The sequence below is a fragment of the Rhodococcus sp. NPDC059969 genome (assembly GCF_042738325.1).
Lineage (GTDB): Bacteria > Actinomycetota > Actinomycetes > Mycobacteriales > Mycobacteriaceae > Rhodococcus_F.
Genome location: NZ_JBHWUF010000007.1, coordinates 245,016 through 262,746, shown reverse-complemented (window position 1 = coordinate 262,746; position 17,731 = coordinate 245,016). Strand labels below are relative to the sequence as shown.

Annotated in this window: 17 protein-coding genes and 1 riboswitch; of the genes, 4 read left to right on the top strand and 13 right to left on the bottom strand. The window is 63.9% G+C overall.

Translation table 11 applies throughout. The features are described from left to right. Window positions 1-8 precede the first annotated feature (8 nt). A complete protein-coding gene (locus tag ACFWAD_RS20520; protein ID WP_378547098.1) occupies window positions 9-950 on the top strand; it encodes a phytoene/squalene synthase family protein in 942 nt (313 codons plus the stop codon). 35 nt (window positions 951-985) lie between these two features. Here the strand turns inward: ACFWAD_RS20520 and ACFWAD_RS20515 are convergent, their stop codons facing one another. Continuing rightward, window positions 986-1,354: an Rv2175c family DNA-binding protein gene (locus ACFWAD_RS20515; protein ID WP_378547095.1), complete on the bottom strand. Its 369-nt coding sequence runs from the start codon at window positions 1,352-1,354 to the stop codon at window positions 986-988. A gap of 303 nt (window positions 1,355-1,657) precedes the next feature. Here ACFWAD_RS20515 and pknB point away from each other — a divergent pair, with 303 nt between their 5' ends. Together pknB and ACFWAD_RS20505 are read left to right on the top strand one after the other, a co-directional pair. Continuing rightward, window positions 1,658-3,721, top strand: coding sequence for a Stk1 family PASTA domain-containing Ser/Thr kinase (gene pknB, locus ACFWAD_RS20510; protein ID WP_378547092.1), 2,064 nt, complete (start codon window positions 1,658-1,660; stop codon window positions 3,719-3,721). A 27-nt stretch (window positions 3,722-3,748) separates the two neighbouring features. Then, window positions 3,749-4,177 (top strand): protein phosphatase, encoded by a 429-nt coding sequence (locus ACFWAD_RS20505; protein WP_378547089.1) that lies wholly within the window; start codon window positions 3,749-3,751, stop codon window positions 4,175-4,177. A gap of 63 nt (window positions 4,178-4,240) precedes the next feature. On the opposite strand, the gene ACFWAD_RS20500 is transcribed toward ACFWAD_RS20505, so the two are convergent. The 8 genes from ACFWAD_RS20500 to ACFWAD_RS20465 all read right to left on the bottom strand — a co-directional run bounded on the left by ACFWAD_RS20500 (window position 4,241) and on the right by ACFWAD_RS20465 (window position 10,859). Continuing rightward, on the bottom strand, window positions 4,241-5,626 hold the full coding sequence (locus ACFWAD_RS20500; protein WP_007730070.1) for a class II 3-deoxy-7-phosphoheptulonate synthase: 1,386 nt from the start codon (window positions 5,624-5,626) through the stop codon (window positions 4,241-4,243). A 90-nt stretch (window positions 5,627-5,716) separates the two neighbouring features. Beyond that, window positions 5,717-6,208 (bottom strand): polyadenylate-specific 3'-exoribonuclease AS, encoded by a 492-nt coding sequence (locus ACFWAD_RS20495; protein WP_378547086.1) that lies wholly within the window; start codon window positions 6,206-6,208, stop codon window positions 5,717-5,719. A gap of 66 nt (window positions 6,209-6,274) precedes the next feature. Next, window positions 6,275-7,081, bottom strand: coding sequence for a lysophospholipid acyltransferase family protein (locus tag ACFWAD_RS20490; protein ID WP_378547083.1), 807 nt, complete (start codon window positions 7,079-7,081; stop codon window positions 6,275-6,277). A 94-nt stretch (window positions 7,082-7,175) separates the two neighbouring features. After that, window positions 7,176-8,216, bottom strand: a complete 1,041-nt coding sequence (locus tag ACFWAD_RS20485) for an ROK family protein (RefSeq protein ID WP_051119159.1) — start codon at window positions 8,214-8,216, stop codon at window positions 7,176-7,178. A gap of 124 nt (window positions 8,217-8,340) precedes the next feature. After that, complete coding sequence (locus ACFWAD_RS20480) at window positions 8,341-8,736, bottom strand: hypothetical protein (RefSeq protein ID WP_378538836.1); 396 nt, start codon at window positions 8,734-8,736, stop codon at window positions 8,341-8,343. Beyond that, window positions 8,733-9,980, bottom strand: a complete 1,248-nt coding sequence (locus ACFWAD_RS20475) for an ArsA family ATPase (protein ID WP_378547080.1) — start codon at window positions 9,978-9,980, stop codon at window positions 8,733-8,735. The genes ACFWAD_RS20480 and ACFWAD_RS20475 overlap by 4 nt, the downstream gene beginning before the upstream one ends. Next, window positions 9,981-10,418, bottom strand: coding sequence for an SRPBCC family protein (locus ACFWAD_RS20470; RefSeq protein WP_378448008.1), 438 nt, complete (start codon window positions 10,416-10,418; stop codon window positions 9,981-9,983). A 54-nt stretch (window positions 10,419-10,472) separates the two neighbouring features. Beyond that, window positions 10,473-10,859: a polyketide cyclase / dehydrase and lipid transport gene (locus ACFWAD_RS20465; protein WP_378547077.1), complete on the bottom strand. Its 387-nt coding sequence runs from the start codon at window positions 10,857-10,859 to the stop codon at window positions 10,473-10,475. A 159-nt stretch (window positions 10,860-11,018) separates the two neighbouring features. On the opposite strand from ACFWAD_RS20465, the gene ACFWAD_RS20460 reads away from it, so the two are divergent. Beyond that, window positions 11,019-12,830 (top strand): AMP-dependent synthetase/ligase, encoded by a 1,812-nt coding sequence (locus ACFWAD_RS20460; RefSeq protein WP_378538839.1) that lies wholly within the window; start codon window positions 11,019-11,021, stop codon window positions 12,828-12,830. Between the two features lie 83 nt (window positions 12,831-12,913). Here ACFWAD_RS20460 and ACFWAD_RS20455 read toward each other — a convergent pair whose 3' ends face one another. The 4 genes from ACFWAD_RS20455 to ACFWAD_RS20440 form a co-directional block, all read right to left on the bottom strand. Continuing rightward, window positions 12,914-14,041, bottom strand: coding sequence for a glycosyltransferase family 4 protein (locus ACFWAD_RS20455; RefSeq protein ID WP_378538840.1), 1,128 nt, complete (start codon window positions 14,039-14,041; stop codon window positions 12,914-12,916). Window positions 14,042-14,135: 94 nt separating this feature from the next. Beyond that, on the bottom strand, window positions 14,136-15,494 hold the full coding sequence (locus ACFWAD_RS20450; RefSeq protein WP_378547074.1) for a peptidase MA family metallohydrolase: 1,359 nt from the start codon (window positions 15,492-15,494) through the stop codon (window positions 14,136-14,138). Window positions 15,495-15,568: 74 nt separating this feature from the next. After that, on the bottom strand, window positions 15,569-16,621 hold the full coding sequence (locus ACFWAD_RS20445) for a C40 family peptidase (RefSeq protein WP_378538842.1): 1,053 nt from the start codon (window positions 16,619-16,621) through the stop codon (window positions 15,569-15,571). A gap of 325 nt (window positions 16,622-16,946) precedes the next feature. After that, window positions 16,947-17,504, bottom strand: coding sequence for a C40 family peptidase (locus tag ACFWAD_RS20440; RefSeq protein WP_151531771.1), 558 nt, complete (start codon window positions 17,502-17,504; stop codon window positions 16,947-16,949). A gap of 14 nt (window positions 17,505-17,518) precedes the next feature. Then, a riboswitch (cyclic di-AMP (ydaO/yuaA leader) is annotated at window positions 17,519-17,697 on the bottom strand. Window positions 17,698-17,731 lie beyond the last annotated feature (34 nt).

The window sequence follows — 17,731 nt, the reverse complement described above, 5'->3', positions numbered from 1 at the left end:
CACTTGTCATGAACGCACTGTCCGCGTCCTACGGATTCTGCGAGGGCGTGACGAAGGAACACGGCCGCACGTACTTTCTGGCCGCCCGGTTGCTACCCGAGCCACGACGCCGCGCAGTTCATGCCCTCTACGCATTTGCTCGCGTCGTCGACGACATCGTGGACGAGCCGTCGGGTCCACATGAACGCGGCACTGTCCTCGCCGACGTCGAACGTGCGACGTTCACGGCACTGCACGCCACCGGAATCCGTGACCTCCCGGCGACGGTTCCCGCGGACCTGAACCGGGTACTGCCGGCCTTCGCCGACGCCGTGAAGACGTTCGACATTCCTCGTACATATTTCGAAGCCTTCTTCGAGTCCATGCGGATGGACGCCCCCGACACGGCGAAGTTTCGACCCGTCTACAACACCATGGACGAACTGGGCGAGTACATGTACGGCTCGGCCGTCGTCATCGGTTTGCAGATGCTCCCGATCCTCGGAGTGAGCGTTCCGCAGCAGGAAGCAGTGGTGCCCGCGTCGAATCTCGGTGAGGCGTTTCAGCTGACCAACTTCATCCGCGACGTCGGCGAAGACCTCGACCGCGGACGCCTGTATCTACCGGCAAGCGAGTTCGCCGCATTCGGCGTCGACATCGAGATGCTCGAGCACGGGCGCAGAACCGGCACGGTGGACGTTCGCGTCAAGCGTGCACTGGCACACTTCATTGCCGTGACGCGAGGACGGTATCGGTCTGCCGAATCCGGAATCCCGATGCTCGACCGGCGAGTCCAGCCGTCGATTCACACAGCTTTCGTGTTGTACGGAGCAATTCTCGATCAGGTCGAGCGCGCCGACTTCCGGATCCTGCATCGACGAGTATCCGTTCCCGGACGCACGCGACTTCGAGTCGCGGCGCCCGGTCTCGTCCGGTCGGCTACGTACGCGGCGAAAATCCGGCGCGGTTGAATGCGCAGTGGGTGAGTTGTCAGAAAGCCGGCAAGTTAGAAAGCCATCGCCTGCGCGCGGCGGATGACCTCACGCGCGAGATGACCGTGCAGCGCGTCTACCGGGCGGCCCGGCAGGGAGTCGTCGGCCAAGAACAACCAGCGAAGGATTTCGATGTCGGTGTAGCCGCCGTCGTGCAGTACCGCCAGGAGACCGGGCAGCCACTTGACGATCTGGCCGTCCTCGCCGAAGAACACTTCGGGAACACCGAGAACACCGTGACGCTTGACTGCGATGATCTTGTGATCGCGAAGCAACTGGTGAACCTTACTCACCGGCAACCCGACGTTCTTCGCCACATCCACCAGTTGAAACAGGGAAACCGAAGAATCCAGGACATCATCACAATAAGGAATCGCGCTCACCGCGGGAAGTTTATCCGGTCCGGCGTGCCCGCTGTGTACCGCCCGGCGGCGTGCTCGAAACCGTCGCTCCGGTTCGGCCAATACGCTCTGTGACGTTCTCGAGACTTCCGCGTCGGTATCGCTGGCTACGATGGACGGGATGCGGCGTATCAGTAACCGGGAATGCGCGGTGACCGTGAATCGGCGCCCGTACGGCGGGGGCCATTGCGCCGCATACAACCACTTACTTGCCGATAGCCACCACACAGATCGTAAACACGCAGATCGTAAACACGGAGGAACAGTCATTACGGAGGTCGAGGGTTGATCGGCGAAATGCTCGAGCGCCGCTATCGAGTGGACGCACCGATCGCGCGCGGCGGTATGTCGACCGTGTATCGAGGCCTCGATACACGGTTGGATCGACCTGTCGCGATCAAGGTGATGGATCCGCAGTTCGCCGGTGATCCAGCGTTCCTGACTCGTTTCGAGTTCGAGGCCAGGGCCGTGGCCCGGCTCAAGCATCCGGCCCTGGTGGCCGTCTACGACCAGGGCAGCGATCGCAATCACGTGTTCCTCGTGATGGAACTCGTCGACGGTGGAACTTTGCGCGAACTCCTTCGTGAGCGCGGACCGATGCCGCCTCACGCCGTTGCAGCGGTCGTAGCGCCTGTCCTGGACGCGCTGGCGGTCGCGCACCGAGCGGGACTGGTTCACCGTGACGTCAAACCGGAGAACATCCTCATCTCCGACACCGGTGAAGTGAAAATCGCCGACTTCGGATTGGTGCGTGCGGCCGCGGCAGCAACCACCACATCCAACAGCGTGATCCTCGGCACCGCGGCCTATCTGTCGCCGGAACAGGTGACGTCCGGAATTGCCGACACTCGAAGCGACGTCTACTCCACCGGCGTGTTGATGTTCGAACTTCTCACCGGTACAACCCCTTTCACCGGTGATACGTCGCTCTCCATCGCTTACCAACGCATCCACGACGATGTCCCGCGCCCCGGTTCCCGCATCCCCGGTGTACCGGCGCAGTTCGATCGCCTGGTTGCCGAAGCCACTCATCGCGAGCCGGCACATCGTTTCGCCGACGCCGGTGAGATGGCAGCTGCACTTCGCAGCGTGAGCGAACAACTGGAGCTTCCGTCGTACCGCGTTCCGGCGCCGCGCCGAAGCGCCCAGCACCAAAGCGCACAGGTTGCCCCGGCTCGGCCACAACCGGCGCCGGCGCCCCCCGCGGATGCGCGCCCGAACTCTGCTGCGCGCCCGAACTCTGCTGCCACGACGGTGTTGGCATCCGGCGTTGCCCCTGCTGCCGCAGCCACGACGGCGCTCGGCACGGGCTCCCCTCCCCCCGGCGGCATCCAGCACACTCGCGCGGTCACCGCTCAAACTGCTCGTCCGGCGACGGTCGACGGCGACTCGGATTTCGACGACGGTTCCGACTTCGGCGACGACCAACTGGGGCCCCACGATCCGCATGCTCATTTTGTCGAGGCACGACGCAAATCGCGGCGAGCCACCCTGATCTGGCTGCTCGTCATCGCGGTCCTCGCGCTTGCATTGGGCTTCGGCGGATGGTGGATGGGCTCGGGCCGCTACACAGCCGTTCCTTCGATCGACGGGCTGACCAAGGACACTGCGGTCACCGCCCTGCAGGACGCCGGGCTCACTCCCGACGTCCAGGGTCAGTACTCCGATGCCCAACCCATCGACACGGTGATCGGGACAGATCCGGCCTCCGGATCCAGGGTCACCAAAGGCTCGACCGTCGCGCTCCTGACTTCGCTCGGGCGTCCGACGGTCCCGCCCATTCCGGCCGGCGGCGACGTCACGGCGTTGGGCGCACAACTCTCCGACCGCACCCTCGTGGCGGTCGACGGCGGGGACACCTTCAGTTCCAAGATCCCGATCGGCGGCGTGGCAGCCCTCGACCCGGCACCGGGAACCGAAGTTGCCGTGGGCTCCTCGGTCAAGGTCATCACGTCCAAAGGGTCACCGCCAGTCGACATTCCCGATGTGAAGGGCATGTCCGAGAACGCGGCACGCGCCGCCCTCGACAAGGTTGGCATCTCCGTCAGCACCACCAGAACAACGTTCGACGACGCCGTCGAGGGCGGCAACGTGATCGGCACCGATCCCGCTGTCGGATCCTCCGTCAACGCCGGCACCTCCGTTGTTCTCCTGATCTCCGACTCCGTCAAGGTTCCCTCGCTGATCGGCCGCTCCGTCTCCTCCGCACGCGAAGAACTCGGCCGCCTCGGCCTCGAGATCACCGTGCGTCAGCTCACTCAGAACGACAGCTCGGTCATCATCAGCCAGAGCGTCAAGAACGACCTCGTTGCCAAGGGCACCGACATCAGCGTCGTCGCAATTCCCTGACAGTTCGCTTCGGCCTAGTCTGAATTCATGGTCACATGGGAACCCGAGAGCTTAGGGATACTCGACCTGCCGACGGGACGATCGATCCGGGGTCGAGGACTCCGCAATCCACTTCCTTCCGGACCTCTCCCCACCTTCGGCGTCTACCTGACCGGTAAGGAACCTCCCGCTACCGAGTGGGATTCGGTGTGGGTCCGCTGGCGGGATTTCTGGTTGCCGAGCGATCCGGCTGCGCTGCGCAGCGCTCTGCAGGAAGCGTGGGTGCGTTCGGAAACCGAACGAGTCGAGATCGCGTGCGGTGGTGGATACGGCCGCACCGGAACAGCTTTGGCCGCTCTCGCCGTCGTGGACGGCGTGCCGAGTCAGGACGCCACCGCGTACGTTCGCGCACACTACTCACCTCGCGCCGTCGAAATGCCGTGGCAGCGCCGATTTGTCACGCGATTCACGAAATAGCGAACGCCCCCACCTGCGCGAGCGGGTGAGGGCGTTTACCGGCGAATCAGTACGGGCGAGGTGTCAGCCTCGCAGCATCTCCGCCACGAGGAAGGCGAGCTCCAACGACTGCTGCGTGTTCAGTCGCGGATCGCACGCCGTCTCGTAGCGACCGCCGAGATCGAGGTCGGAGATATCCTGTGCGCCGCCGAGGCACTCGGTGACATTCTCGCCGGTCAGCTCGACGTGGATGCCACCCGGATGCGTGCCGAGACCGTTGTGGACCTCGAAGAAGCCCTGAACCTCGTCGACGATGCGGTCGAAGTGGCGCGTCTTGTATCCGGTGGAGGCTTCGTGCGTGTTGCCGTGCATCGGATCGCACTGCCAGATGACCTGGTGGCCGGTGGCCTGGACCTTCTCGATGATCGCGGGCAGCAGGTCGCGGACCTTGCCGTTACCCATGCGCGAGATCAAGGTCAGTCGACCCGGCTTGTTGGTGGGGTCGAGGCGCTCGACGTATTCCACCGCCATTTCCGGCGTCGTGCTCGGACCGATCTTGAGACCGATCGGGTTGGACACCAATTCGGCGAAGGCGATGTGCGCGCCGTCGAGCTGACGGGTGCGGTCACCGATCCAGAGGAAGTGAGCCGACAGGTCGTAGAGCTTGGGGTGATCGCTGTCGTTGTCGAGACGCAGCATCGCGCGCTCGTAGTCTAGAACCAGAGCCTCGTGGCTGGCGAAGATCTGTGCCTGGTGCAGGCTCGGATCGGTGACGCCACACGCGTTCATGAACTGCAAGCCGCGGTCGATCTCGGCAGCGAGTTGCTCGTAGCGTGCGCCGGCGGGAGACGCTGCGACGAACTCACGGTTCCAGTCGTGCACCTTGTGCAGGTCGGCCATGCCGGCGCCGGTGAGTGCGCGAACCAGGTTCATCGCGGCGCTGGCGTTGGCGTATGCACGCACCAGACGTGAAGGATCGTGCGCGCGGACTGCCTCGTCGGCGACGAGCGAGTTGATCATGTCGCCGCGGTAGGACTTCAGACCCAGCGAGTCGATGTCGGCGGAACGCGGCTTGGCGTACTGGCCGGCGATGCGAGCGACCTTGACGACCGGCATCGAGGAACCGTAGGTGAGCACGACGGCCATCTGCAGCAACGTGCGGATGTTTCCCTTGATGTGCGGCTCGGTGTTGTCCGCGAAGGTCTCGGCGCAGTCACCGCCCTGGAGCAGGAATGCCTCGCCACGCGCGACCTGCGCGAGACGCTCTTGCAGCGCCTCGACTTCGCTGGCCACCGTGATGGGAGGCACGCTCTCGAGCACAGTCCGCATGGCGGCGGCCTGGTCAGCGGGCCACGAGGGCTGCTGAGCAGCGGGCTTCGCGAGCGCCTCGTCGAGCTGCTTACGCAGTCCGGCAGGCAGCGGCGGGAGTTCGGGTAAGCGGTCGATCGGCACGTCGACAGTCCAGTTCACCTCTACAGGATATTCGCTCGCCCGTCGGCGCGTCACACAGGCTCTCGATCGCAGCCCAATCGGGACACTTCTCGCGCACCGAAACCTGGGTCAGCGAAGTGAACGTGCTGCCGAAATCGCGTCGAACTTCACGAGGTTGTGCCTGGCGTCGGCAAGTGCGTCGTGTGCGTCGGCAGGCGCTGACGGGAGGGCAGGACTGCCGTTGTCTTCCCAGAACTGTCGCAGTTCGCGGGTGTAGCGCGGCATCGACTGCGGTAGTTCGGTCATATCGCCCCACAGTTGGCACAGCGCGACGTGGTCGTAGGCGGCGACCCACGCCCAAAGTTCCGGAACGACCATCGGCCGCGGAACGAAGAATTTCAGTATGTCGTCGCGGATCTTCTCGCGTGATTTCCACAGCGGCGACGACGGCTGCGGCAACTTCGGAAGCACGTTCTTGCGCACCCAACTACCGGCGCGGGCGGGATCGAACTCCGTCGAGACCGCGTAGTACTCCCGGCCGTCCTCGCAGACAACGCCGATGGACACGAGATCGATGGTTCGACCGTCTTCGATGAATTCACAGTCGTAGAAGTAGCGCACGTCCGAAAACTATGCCGCACGCGTAGGCCCTGGAGCCAATGCGCGTGCGGCAGATGTGGGAAATCTCTAGCTGGCCTGTGCGTCCCGGACCGAATCCTTGTCGGTCTTCGAGGCTTCCTTCGACTCCGCCGAGGTCACGAGATCAACAACCGACTCACCGTTTTCCGACGGAACGTCGACGGCAACTTCGGGTTTCGTGGGCGCCTGGTTTTTCAGGCTCGCCGCGTAGATGTCCACGTACTCCTGGCCGGAGAGTTTCATCAGCTTGTACATCACCTCGTCGGTCACAGCGCGCTCGACGAAGCGGTTTCCGCCCATGCCTTCGAAGCGGGAGAAATCGATGGGTTCGCCGACAATCACGGTGACCTTGGCGGGGCGCCACATCCGTGAGCCGATCGGATTCATCTTGTCGGTACCGACCATCGCAACCGGGATCACCTTGACACCCGATTCGAGCGCGAGGCGCGCCATTCCGGTCTTGCCCTTGTAGAGGCGACCGTCAGGCGAGCGCGTTCCCTCGGGGTAGATACCCAGCAGACTGCCCGAACCGAGAACCGTGAGACCGGCGTTGAGCGCATCCTGCGCGGCGTCTGCGCCGGTTCGGTCGATGGGGACCTGACCGACCGCGGTGAAGAACCACTTCTGAAAAGCGCCTTTCAGGCCGGAACCGGTGAAGTACTCGCTCTTGGCAAGGAACGTGATGCGGCGGTTGACGCGAAGCGGAAGGTAGAACGAGTCCAGAACCGCCTGGTGATTACTGGCCAGGATGGCCGCTCCGTCAGTCGGAATGTTCTCGTGACCCTTGACCGTCGGACGCCCGAGCAGCCAGAGAATCGGCCCCAGCAACACATACTTGAAGAGCCAATACCACACGGCGTCCCTCCCATTCACAACTGAATTTCGCTGAGTACGACCTTACTGCCGACCCGTAACCCCCGCTACACACGCCCCTGCAGGATCGCGCCGATCACAGTCCGGCAGATGTGGTTCCAGCGCCGTCGACCCCACCGAGATCCTGAGGCACTACCGAGCGAGCCAAGGCTGCGGCGCCGACCATCCCCGCGGCTTCGCCCAGCTGAGCCGAACGGATTCGTGCCAGCGGGCGGTGCTTCGCGCCCGTCAACAATGTCGCGTACTGCTCACGGGCGTCGTCGAGAAACAGTGGGGCCGAACTTGCGACGCCGCCGGCGATCACCACCAGATCGGGGTCGTAGACGTCGCCGACCATCGCCAATCCGACGGCCAGCCAACGGGTGAACTCGGCGATGGTCGCCAGCGCGAGTGGGTCACCGTCCTGCGCGGCGTTCGCGATCCGACGACCGGTGAGGGACCCCGGATCCACCGCTACCTCACGCGCCAGAACCGTCGACGCGGCCGGGTCGGCGGCAAGCAGTTCGATTGCCGTGTCCACGAGTGCCGTTCCGCTGCAATAGCGCTCCCAGCACCCACGTTTGCCACACGCGCATTGCCGCCCGCCTGGCACGACCTGGATGTGGCCGAGTTCGGGGGCGACGCCGTGACTCCCCCGGTACAGCTCGCCGTTGATCAGGAGCGCGCCGCCGATTCCGGTCCCGATTGCCACCATCACGACATTGCGGCCCCCTGCGGCCGCGCCGAATCGATGTTCGGCGAATGCTGCTGCGTTGGCGTCGTGCTCGAGAACGACCGGCAGTCCGAGTCGCTTGCTCAAGTCGCTTCCGACAGGGGCGTCCACCCACGGCAAGTGCGGCGCGAAGCGTACCGAGCTTCGATCGGACGTGATGAACCCGGCGACCGCCAACCCCACGGCCGATACCTCGTGCCTGGTGACCAACTCTCGCACGACGCGATCAAGACCGTCCTCGAGAGCTCTCGCCGACTGCGGAGTCGGAGCTTGAATCATCTCGAGCACTTGTCCGTCCACGTCCACGACGGAGGCCCTGATGCTCGTCCCGCCGACGTCGATGCCGACCGTCAAGATGTCGTCCATGGAGGAGTCGGAGACCGCTTTCAAGCGGCGCGCGCTCATCGCGACAATTCCCGCGCGAGCGGCGCCCGCTGGAGTGCGCACCCGGTATCGGTGCCTCGTGCGTCGGTGACCATTGTGTCGATTGTGCTCAACGCGAGCCGTTCGTTCTACCCGGGGTACTAAGTCAGTCCTTGACCGTCACGTTGATCGGGACAAATGCTGCCGTCCGAGTTCGCTCGGCCCCTGATGTCGTCGCACCACTGTCAGGTCCACGATCCGGGCCGGACGGCCCCCCGAGAAATTCGTCGAGAATCTCGCGCAGCAACGCAAGGAACGCTGCTGCCTGACCCGCGAGAAATGCCAGCAGTTCGTGGTGCTCACCGCGAACCAGTGCAGCGAGGGCGCACACCGGGCACCAACTGCAGCCGGTGAACACCGGCTGCGTGTCCGTGGACGCCGAGTCACTCGCAACGTCGGCCGTTGCTGCGGCAGCCTTCTGCAACATCGGTTCCAGCCGTGTCAGAACGGTATCCGCCAGCGCGCGAAATTCCGCGACGAGGCGCTCGTGCTCTTCGCTCATACCGGCCACACGGCGGGATCCGGGCTGAACCGGATGATCAGATAACTGCCGTCCAACTCCGCCCCGTTCACGACACAACGACGCAGCACCGACGCCAAACGAACTCTGCGTCGTACGCCGTCTGCTCCCACCAGCACATCGTCCTCCACCCGGCCCAACGACAACGACGACGGATCCACGAGCGGAAGGTACATCCGCATCACGTACACCGAATCGACTCCGGCCCCCGACTCCAACGAGACCACGATGTTGTCCGCGGTATCGACGGTGTCGAAAGTGCCCGTTTCACCCTCGAAGGTGGCCGCGATCTCGCCCAGAGCCGCCAACCCTACCGGTTCGACGCGGGCGCGTTCGACCGTTGTGACGGACATTCCATCGGTTGATCCACGAAATTCGTCGACGACGAGTTCTTGTGACGCCCGGATCGAAGCGAGCCACTGCGCTGCTGGCGAATCGTCGACACTCTTTGCAACTGGCGAGTTGAACTGCGGGACAAGGTTGTTGACCACAATCGCGTCCACTCGCAAACCTGCGAGAGCCAGCCCTGACAACGTCCGACGAGTCGCCGCGACCGACACGCCATCCGCCGACGTCACCACACGGACGCTGGTGTTCTCCCGATCCGTGAGATGCACTGCGATTCGATCCACCGACGCGAGCACCCGTTCGATGACGGACACGAGCAACAGCAATCGCATGTCCGTGCCCGTCACGGCGACCATCCGCCTGTGCCGCGGCCACACTCGCTCGAGGTACTCCGACACCATCGACGGCGACCCGAGGATCCGCAGCGCTTCGGCTGCGGCCGGGCAGTCCACGATCACCAGGTCGTAGTCGCCGCTGTCCGAGAAGTCGACGATCTCGGAGAGCCCGAGTATGTCCTGGACGCCCAGGGATCCCGTCAACTCTTCCGGTTCCAAGCCCTCGAACGACGAACCGTGTTCGTGATCTCCCGCTCCGAAAGTTCCTGCAGCGTCGATCAACCCCGACAATCCTCGGAACTTGTCCGCGAGGAGCGCTGACGTGTCGAGTTGCCGGACATCGAGACGCTCAGTGAGAGATGTGGTCGTTCGCGGATTCGGCACGCCCAGGACGTCTGCGAGAGAACCCGCCTGATCGATCGACACGAGCAGCACTCTCGCCCCGTCGGCCGCAGCCGACACAGCAGTCGCGGCGGCAAGCGTCGTCGTGCCTACTCCGCCTTTACCGACGAACAGTTGGACGCGCGATCGTTGCTCCGGCACTCAGCCCTCGACTCGCTTCTTCAGTTCTTTCAGAGCTGTGTCGGTGATGATCTTCTCGGCCTTGCGCTTGAACAGACCGATCATCGGAATCGTCAGGTCGACCGTCAACTCGTAGGTGACCGAGGTGGTGCCATTCGGGCCGGGTTCGAGTGTGTACGAACCGAATTGGGACTTCTGGATCTCACCCGAGATCAGCTCCCAGCTCACCGCCATACCGTCCGGCGCCCACGAATACTGCAGTTCGTAGGTGTCCTTCACCATTCCCGCGTCGAGGACAAAACGCACTCGGTCCGCGCGGCCGCCCTGCCCCGGCGCCGTCACCTCGACAGACTTCGCCGCGGCCACCCATTCGGGGTACTGCGCGAAATCGGCGATGACGTTCATCACGGCGTCGGCAGGGGCGTCGATGCTGATCAACCCCTTGGTCTTCTCGGCCATACGACTGCGCTACCTTCCTTCGTCAAGAGTCCAGAACCTGCACTGCTTCGATTATCAGTCCGGTGCCACTCCGGCGGCACGCCCTGCTTCGAGTTCGCGCTTGAGCTCGAAGGACATGACCTTGCCGTCGACCCGACGCTTTCGGTTCATCCCGGCGAGGTCGAGGCTCCCCAGATCGGACGGTGATACGCCGACCGGTTCACAGTGCAGGAAGTAGTGCGCGATCGTCCCGTCCATGACCGGTTCGAGCCACACCTCCATGGTGCCGACCAGTTGACCGGACACTCCCCAGCGAAATCCTGCGGGGCCACGATCTTCCCGGACTTCGAGCGCAATATCACTGAACCAGCGACGCCACCGCGCACGCGAGGACAACAGTTCGGCGACCCGCTCGGGCGGGGCGGCGATGAAAGTCTGGTCTGCGACCTGGATGCTGCTCACCGAAGTAGCTTCACATATCGCGTCGGCGAAGCGTCGAGGGGTGTCGCACCACTGCATACCGGACAGACTGTAAGCCTGGCCACAACTGCGTCGGACATGCGACTACAGTAGGAGACGAAAACCCTACTCGTCAGTATTTCGCAGTGTCGGAGGTATTTCGTGCCTGAGTTCAGCGCACCCCAGACGTTCACCATTCCCGAGGATGCCTCCGCGGTCGACTCGGTCTTCGCCTTCGCGAAGACGAAGCCGGCGGCGGTTGTCTACAAGCGCAAAGTCGGAAATGCATGGGTCGATGTCACTGCGGGCGATTTCGCCGCTCAGGTGACCGCCGTCGCCAAGGGGCTCATCGCGATCGGCGTCAAGCAGGGAGACCGCGTCGGCCTCATGTCGGCGACTCGCTTCGAATGGCCGCTCGTCGACTACGCAATCTGGGCAGCCGGTGGCGTGACGGTTCCGATCTACGAAACCTCCGCAGCCGAGCAGGTTCGTTGGATTCTCGAGGACTCCGAGGCAATCGACCTCATCGTCGAGAACGACACGCACGCCGCGACCGTGAAGGACGTCGCTGCAGCCGCACCCGCGCTCCGCTCGGTCTACCAGATCGATGCCGCGGCGGGCGGTAAAGGTGTTGTCGAGGAACTGACAGCACTGGGCGTCGACATCTCCGACGAGGACGTCCGCGCCCGCGTCGCTGCACTGAAGGCCTCCGATCCCGCCACCCTGATCTACACCTCGGGCACCACAGGCCGACCCAAGGGTTGCCAGCTGACGCACTCCAACCTCATTGCCGAGTCGAAGGGCATCCTCGACTCCAACCTCGGCACGCTGCTCAAGACTCCCGGTGTTCGCACCCTGATGTTCTTGCCGCTCGCGCACGTTCTCGCTCGCGCAGTGAGCATCGCGTCGTTCGATGCCGGTGCAACGCTGGGGCACACGAGCGACATCCCGAACCTCGTTCCGACGTTCGGTGAGTTCAAGCCCGACTTCATCCTCTCGGTGCCGCGTGTATTCGAGAAGGTCTACAACAGCGCACGTGCCAAGGCTCACGGCGACGGCAAGGGCAAGATCTTCGACGCGGCCGCAGACACTGCGGTTGCCTGGAGCGAGGCCCAGGACAAGGGCGGCGCCGGCATCGTCCTCAAAGCCAAGCACGCCCTCTTCGACAAGCTCGTCTACTCGAAGCTGCGCGCTGCACTCGGCGGACAGTGCCAGCTGGCCATTTCCGGTGGCGCACCTCTCGGCGCTCGACTCGGCCACTTCTTCCGAGGTATCGGCGTCACGATCTACGAGGGCTACGGACTGACCGAAACCACCGCAGCGTTCGCCGTCAACACCATCGGCGCCCAGAAGGTCGGCTCCGTCGGAAAGCCCTTGGCCGGCAACTCCGTTCGCGTTGCCGAAGACGGCGAGATCCTCCTCTCGGGACCCGTGGTCTTCACCGGCTACTGGCGCAACGAGAAGGCGACCGCCGAGTCGATCGAGGACGGCTGGTTCCACACCGGCGACCTGGGCACCGTCGACAAAGACGGCTACATCACCATCACCGGACGCAAGAAGGAAATCATCGTCACGGCAGGCGGCAAGAACGTCTCTCCCGCTCAGCTCGAAGATTCCCTTCGTGCCCATCCGCTGATCAGCCAGGCCATCGTGGTCGGCGACCAGAAGCCCTTCATCGGCGCTCTCATCACCATCGACGCCGAGGCTCTCCCCGCCTGGAACGAGCGCAACAACAAGGCCGCGGGAACCACAGCTGCCGACCTGGTCTCGGACGGCGAACTGGTCGGTGAAATCCAGGACGCCATCGACGAGGCCAACAAGCTCGTCTCACACGCCGAGGCGATCAAGAAGTTCCGCATTCTTCCGGTCGACTTCTCCGAGGACACAGGCGAACTCACGCCCACGATGAAGCTCAAACGCAACGTCGTGCACGAGAGCTTTGCCGCCGACATCGAAAAGATCTACGCCAAGTAGTTTTCCGGCAAGTAGGTCTCCGCCGCAGTGAACGGCCCGCACCGGATTCGGTGCGGGCCGTTGGCGTTCGAGTCCGCAGTAGCTCAGCCGAGGAGATTACGCAGCTTCGAAGCGAGCGTGTCCCACTTCCATTCTTCGGCAACCCACGCCCGGCCGGCCGCTCCCATCGCGGCCGCTCGATCACGATCGGACAGAACCTCGATCACCGATTCGGCCACGTCACGAACCGAGGTGCCGTCGACCACGAGCCCGGTCTTGTTCTGCTGCACCGTTTCCGGGGCGCCACCACTGCGCCCGGCGATGACCGGAACGCCGGTCGCCGAAGCCTCGAGGTAGACGATTCCCAATCCTTCGACGTCCAAGCCGGCGCCTCGGGTACGACACGGCATCGCAAACACGTCGGCAATCGTGTGGTGAGCCGACAACTCCGCGGCGGGCACCGTGCCGGTGAAGACGACGTGATCGTCCATCCCGGTTTTACGCGCCAGTTGACGGAGGTGGTCTTCGTAGGGCCCACCGCCGACTATCACCAGTACCGCCCCGTCGATGCTCTTGCGAATGGCCGGAAGCGCCTTGATAAGCATGTCCTGTCCCTTGCGGGGCACGAGCCGCGACAAGCACAAGATCGTGGGCCGCTCCCCCAACCCGTATCGCTTGCGCAGTTCTGCCCGGGCGACCGAGTCCGGGTGGAACACCGACGTGTCGACGCCCGACGGCAGGTGCTCGAGTGCCGCTTGCGGGCCGAAAGCCGCCGAGAACCGTCCACGGGTGTACTTGCTGACAAACGTCACCGCATCCGTGTGGTCACCGATCACGCGCAACGACTGCCGCGCACCGGGAATCATCGACCATCCGACCTCGTGGCCGTGGGTGCTCGCGATCACTCGGCTCGCCCCGGCGCGCCGAACAACCGGCGCCAACAATGCCAACGGCGCCGCCGCACCGAACCAGACCGACTCACAGTCGTGCTTCTTGACCAGCTTCGCGGCCCGACGAGCGACAAAAGGCGAGGGCAGCATCAGCGTCGTCGGGTGCCGAACGACCTCGAAAGGCTGTGCCGCGTCGAACTTCTTGTGCGAGTCGCCCCGCCACCGCGGCGCGTACACCACCAACTTGTCCGCCGGCAGGTGCCCTGCGAACGTGTGGAGATAAGACTGGATACCTCCGGGGCGAGGAGGAAAATCATTGGTCACCAAGAGGGTCCGGCGCATCCGTCCACCGTAGGGCACCCGGTTCGTCGAGACGTGACAAGGTCACCTCGCAGTTACGGACGACAGCGCCGCGAACGACCGAACCGCCGACTACTCAGCCCAGATGGCTGTTGGTCCAGTCGACCCATCCGGTTCGTAGTTCCTCGGTTCCGACGCCGAGCACCGCTCGGATCCGCGAGTCGAGGTCTTCGGCCGTCATCTTTCCGGAGGCCAGGGCCCGAAAGAGGTCGGTCAGCTTGGCCTCTCCGAATCGATCAGCGATGTACGCGTTGATCGACCACGCCGATTCGTACGCCAGTGAACTCACGACCGGTACACCGCCGAACTGCGTGTCGTCCGGAAACTCGGTAGGAGTGTCGCCGGCGCGTACCGCTGCAGCCAGAGTCGGCGCGATCTCGCCCCAGGCCCGCGAGGATCCGCGGTTACCCGCGTATTCGGCGAACCCTTCCAACACCCACATCGGTGACCCGTCACGGGTTTTCGATCGGGCGGCTATGTGCATGAGTTCGTGGCGCAACACCGTTCGCCTGGTGATGTCGGTCAACCTCGAAGCCGCGGCAGGCGAGAAAACCACCCGCTGGCCGCTCACGTCGGAAGACCCGTCCGCCGTCGCATCCGCGACCGACACTGCGGCAATCGAAGCGCCGTCGTGATGGGAGCCGACCAGTGCGGTGAATTCCTCCGCCGATCCAGCCACCATGAGCACCGCTCGCTCGGACCACCATGGACCCCACAATTGCGTCGTGTTCTCGATGGCCGAGTCCACATCGGACGCCAAGGCATCGACAAACGCCTGCTGACCCGGATGCCCGATCACCAGCGCGTTACCCACAGAATTTTCGGCGACGGCCAGCGGGCCGAAGTCCCAAGGGCCGTTCCAGGATTCGCCCGTCGTTCGGGCTCCGTCCAGTCCGACGATCGCCCCGTCGGCAAGAACCGACCACTGATCACCGCGTTTCGCCAGCGTCATGGACACGCCCTTGCGAGTGGGTAACGCGTCGACGCCGTCGAGGGCGTACCGCAACAGGACTTGCGCATTCCATACTTCGACGTCTCCGTCCGGCGCACCGGTTCGCGGCGCCGCAGTCAGGCCGCCGCTGGGAATCTCGTATCCCCAGTCGGAGAAGTCGAGCGCTCCCGCTGCGGTGGCCCGTCGAATTTCCGCTTCGAGCACACCGGGTGCGGCGGCATCGTCGACGAACTTCGCCAGCCCTGACGGATCGTCGGACATCTGCGCCGCAGCCCAGGCATCGAGAAAGGCCTGTACCTGAGCGGTTCGTTCGGCATCCTGCTCGCTGGCTGCATTTTCGTCGGAATCGGACCTGTTCGTCAGGAAGATCGTCAATCCGAGAACGAGCACCACGGCAACACCGAGTGCCACGAGAGCTGGGTACTCCCAACGGCGTTTTCGATCTGCGCCGACGTCGGGCGTCGTCATCGGTTCAGTCGGCACGGTGCCGAGTGTAGGAGAACTCGACTCGACGCTTCACGGCGGCTGGCCACACGTCGCCCGGACGTAGCAAGCCGTCAGTAACGACGCGCAGTGGAAAACTCCATGCCTGCCATCGACTGAACCTTTACCGGTACGCCGAACGTCGACGCATGCAGAATGTTTCCGTCGCCGGCGTAGATACCGACATGCGAGTTGTCGCTGTAGAAAGTCACGACGTCACCGGGCTGTAGTTGGTCCCTCGAGACCGGAACACCGCCCTGCGCCTGCGCTTGGCTCGAACGGGGCAGAGACTTCCCGATCTGCTTGTAGGCCCAGACCACCAGACCTGAGCAGTCGAACTCGTTCGGGCCGGTTGCGCCCCAGACGTACGGATCACCGATACGGGTCAGGCCTGCCTGGAGCGCCGCGGCGCCGGAACCTGGCGTCAAGTTAGCTAGAATTTTGCTGAGATCGACGTCCGGCGGGAATGGCGTACCGCTCAGTTGGTTACGCTCGGCATCGGTGAGGTTCTGGAATGCCTTGGTCACATCGGCGATCTGCGTCTGCAGTTCACTCTGCTTGCGCTGCAAGTCGTCACTGAGTGCACGGGCTTGATCGGCGGCGGTTCGAGCCTCTTCGGCCGATCGCTTCGACGCTTCCGAGGCAGCACGCGCATCGGCAGTAGCTTGGTTGAACTGGGAGACCTGCACTGCGGCGTCGTTGGAGATCACGTCGAGCGCGGACATCTGGTCGAGCAACTGCTGCGGCGAATCGCTCACCATCAAAGCGAAGAGGCGATTGGTCCGCGCACCCTGGTAATTCGCTGTGGCAATGCGGTTTACCGCCGGAGCGAACTCCGCGACGCGTGCCGAAGCCGCGTCGAGAAGGCCTTGATCGGCTGCCGATCGCGCGTCCGCATCGTTCGCGACGCCCAGCTTCGCGTCGAGATCGATCTGCGCGTTGTGCAGCGCTTCGTTGGTCTGCTCGGATACCCGGGAGAGCTCACCCAGCTTGTCGAGTGCCTCGGTCGGATTGGTGATGACGGGATCGGCACCGGCCTGCATCGAAGGCCCTGCGACGAGTCCGAACGCCAGCACTCCCACTGTCAATGCGGCGCGTACTCGACTGTTGTTTTTCGATGAAACCACGGAATGCAACTCTCCGTCTCGATGAAGCGACGTCGACCGGGACCGGTCGACGATCTGTTAGCTGGCTGTCAACTATCCACAGTACCTGTCTCGGCCGCGAAATGTCTCGGTAAGGTTACGGAACGGCATACGTTTGTGTCTACTCGCCGGTAGGCGTGTCGGGGTGAAGTACCGGCGGATTGTCGAGAAACCAAAAATGTGGGCCTCGAATCAGAAGATTCGAGGCCCACATTCGAAGATCCGGAGCTCCCCCGAGCTCCGCCGCCTTGCAGCGGCGGATCGTTCCGACTGCCTACCGGAGACAGCCGTCGAGCGTGATCAGAAATCAGTAACGGCGAGCACCGTCGTACGGCATCGAGGACACCGGTGCGAGCTTCACGGGCTGACCAGCGGTCGACGCGTGGATGACATTGCCGTTGCCGGCGTAGATGCCCGAGTGCGATCCGCCGTAGAAGGAGATCACGTCGCCGACCTGGAGATCGGACTGTGCAACGGCAACGCCGGCTGCAGCCTGGTCGTAGCTCGTGCGAGGCAGGTTCAGGCCGGCCTGCTTGTATGCCCACTGGACCAGACCGGAGCAGTCGAATGCGTCCGGGCCCGATGCGCCGTACACGTACGGGGAGCCCAGCTTGCTCTCTGCGGCGCGAACTGCCTGCTCACCAACACTGGAGATGGGAGCGGCCGGTGCGGCCGGTGCGATGTCGGTGATGCCCGGGATGACCGGCAACTGAGGAATAGAAACGCCCGGAACCTCGAAGGTGCCGACGCCGGGGATCGTGATGGGGTCTGCCGAGGCAGGTGCAGCGGTTGCAGCAAATGCACCGACTGCGAGCGCGCCGGCTACTGCCAACTGCGCTGAACGCTTGAAACTCTGTGACGCCACTTAAGGGGTGCTCCATTTCTTCCATTCATCCGCCGACCGAGTTAGCTGACGGGTTCGGGCTGGGAAGATCAGCCCTACCCGCGTGGTCTGCAGCGATCGTGCGTGCTGCACCCCAGGCGGGATTCACCCCAGTGGAAACTTGGGTTCCCGGTTCGGGTTCCTCGCGGAGATCCCGATTAGGCGGTTCCTGACGATGCCGGTCCTGTTTGGTCCGGCAAGACTTCGTT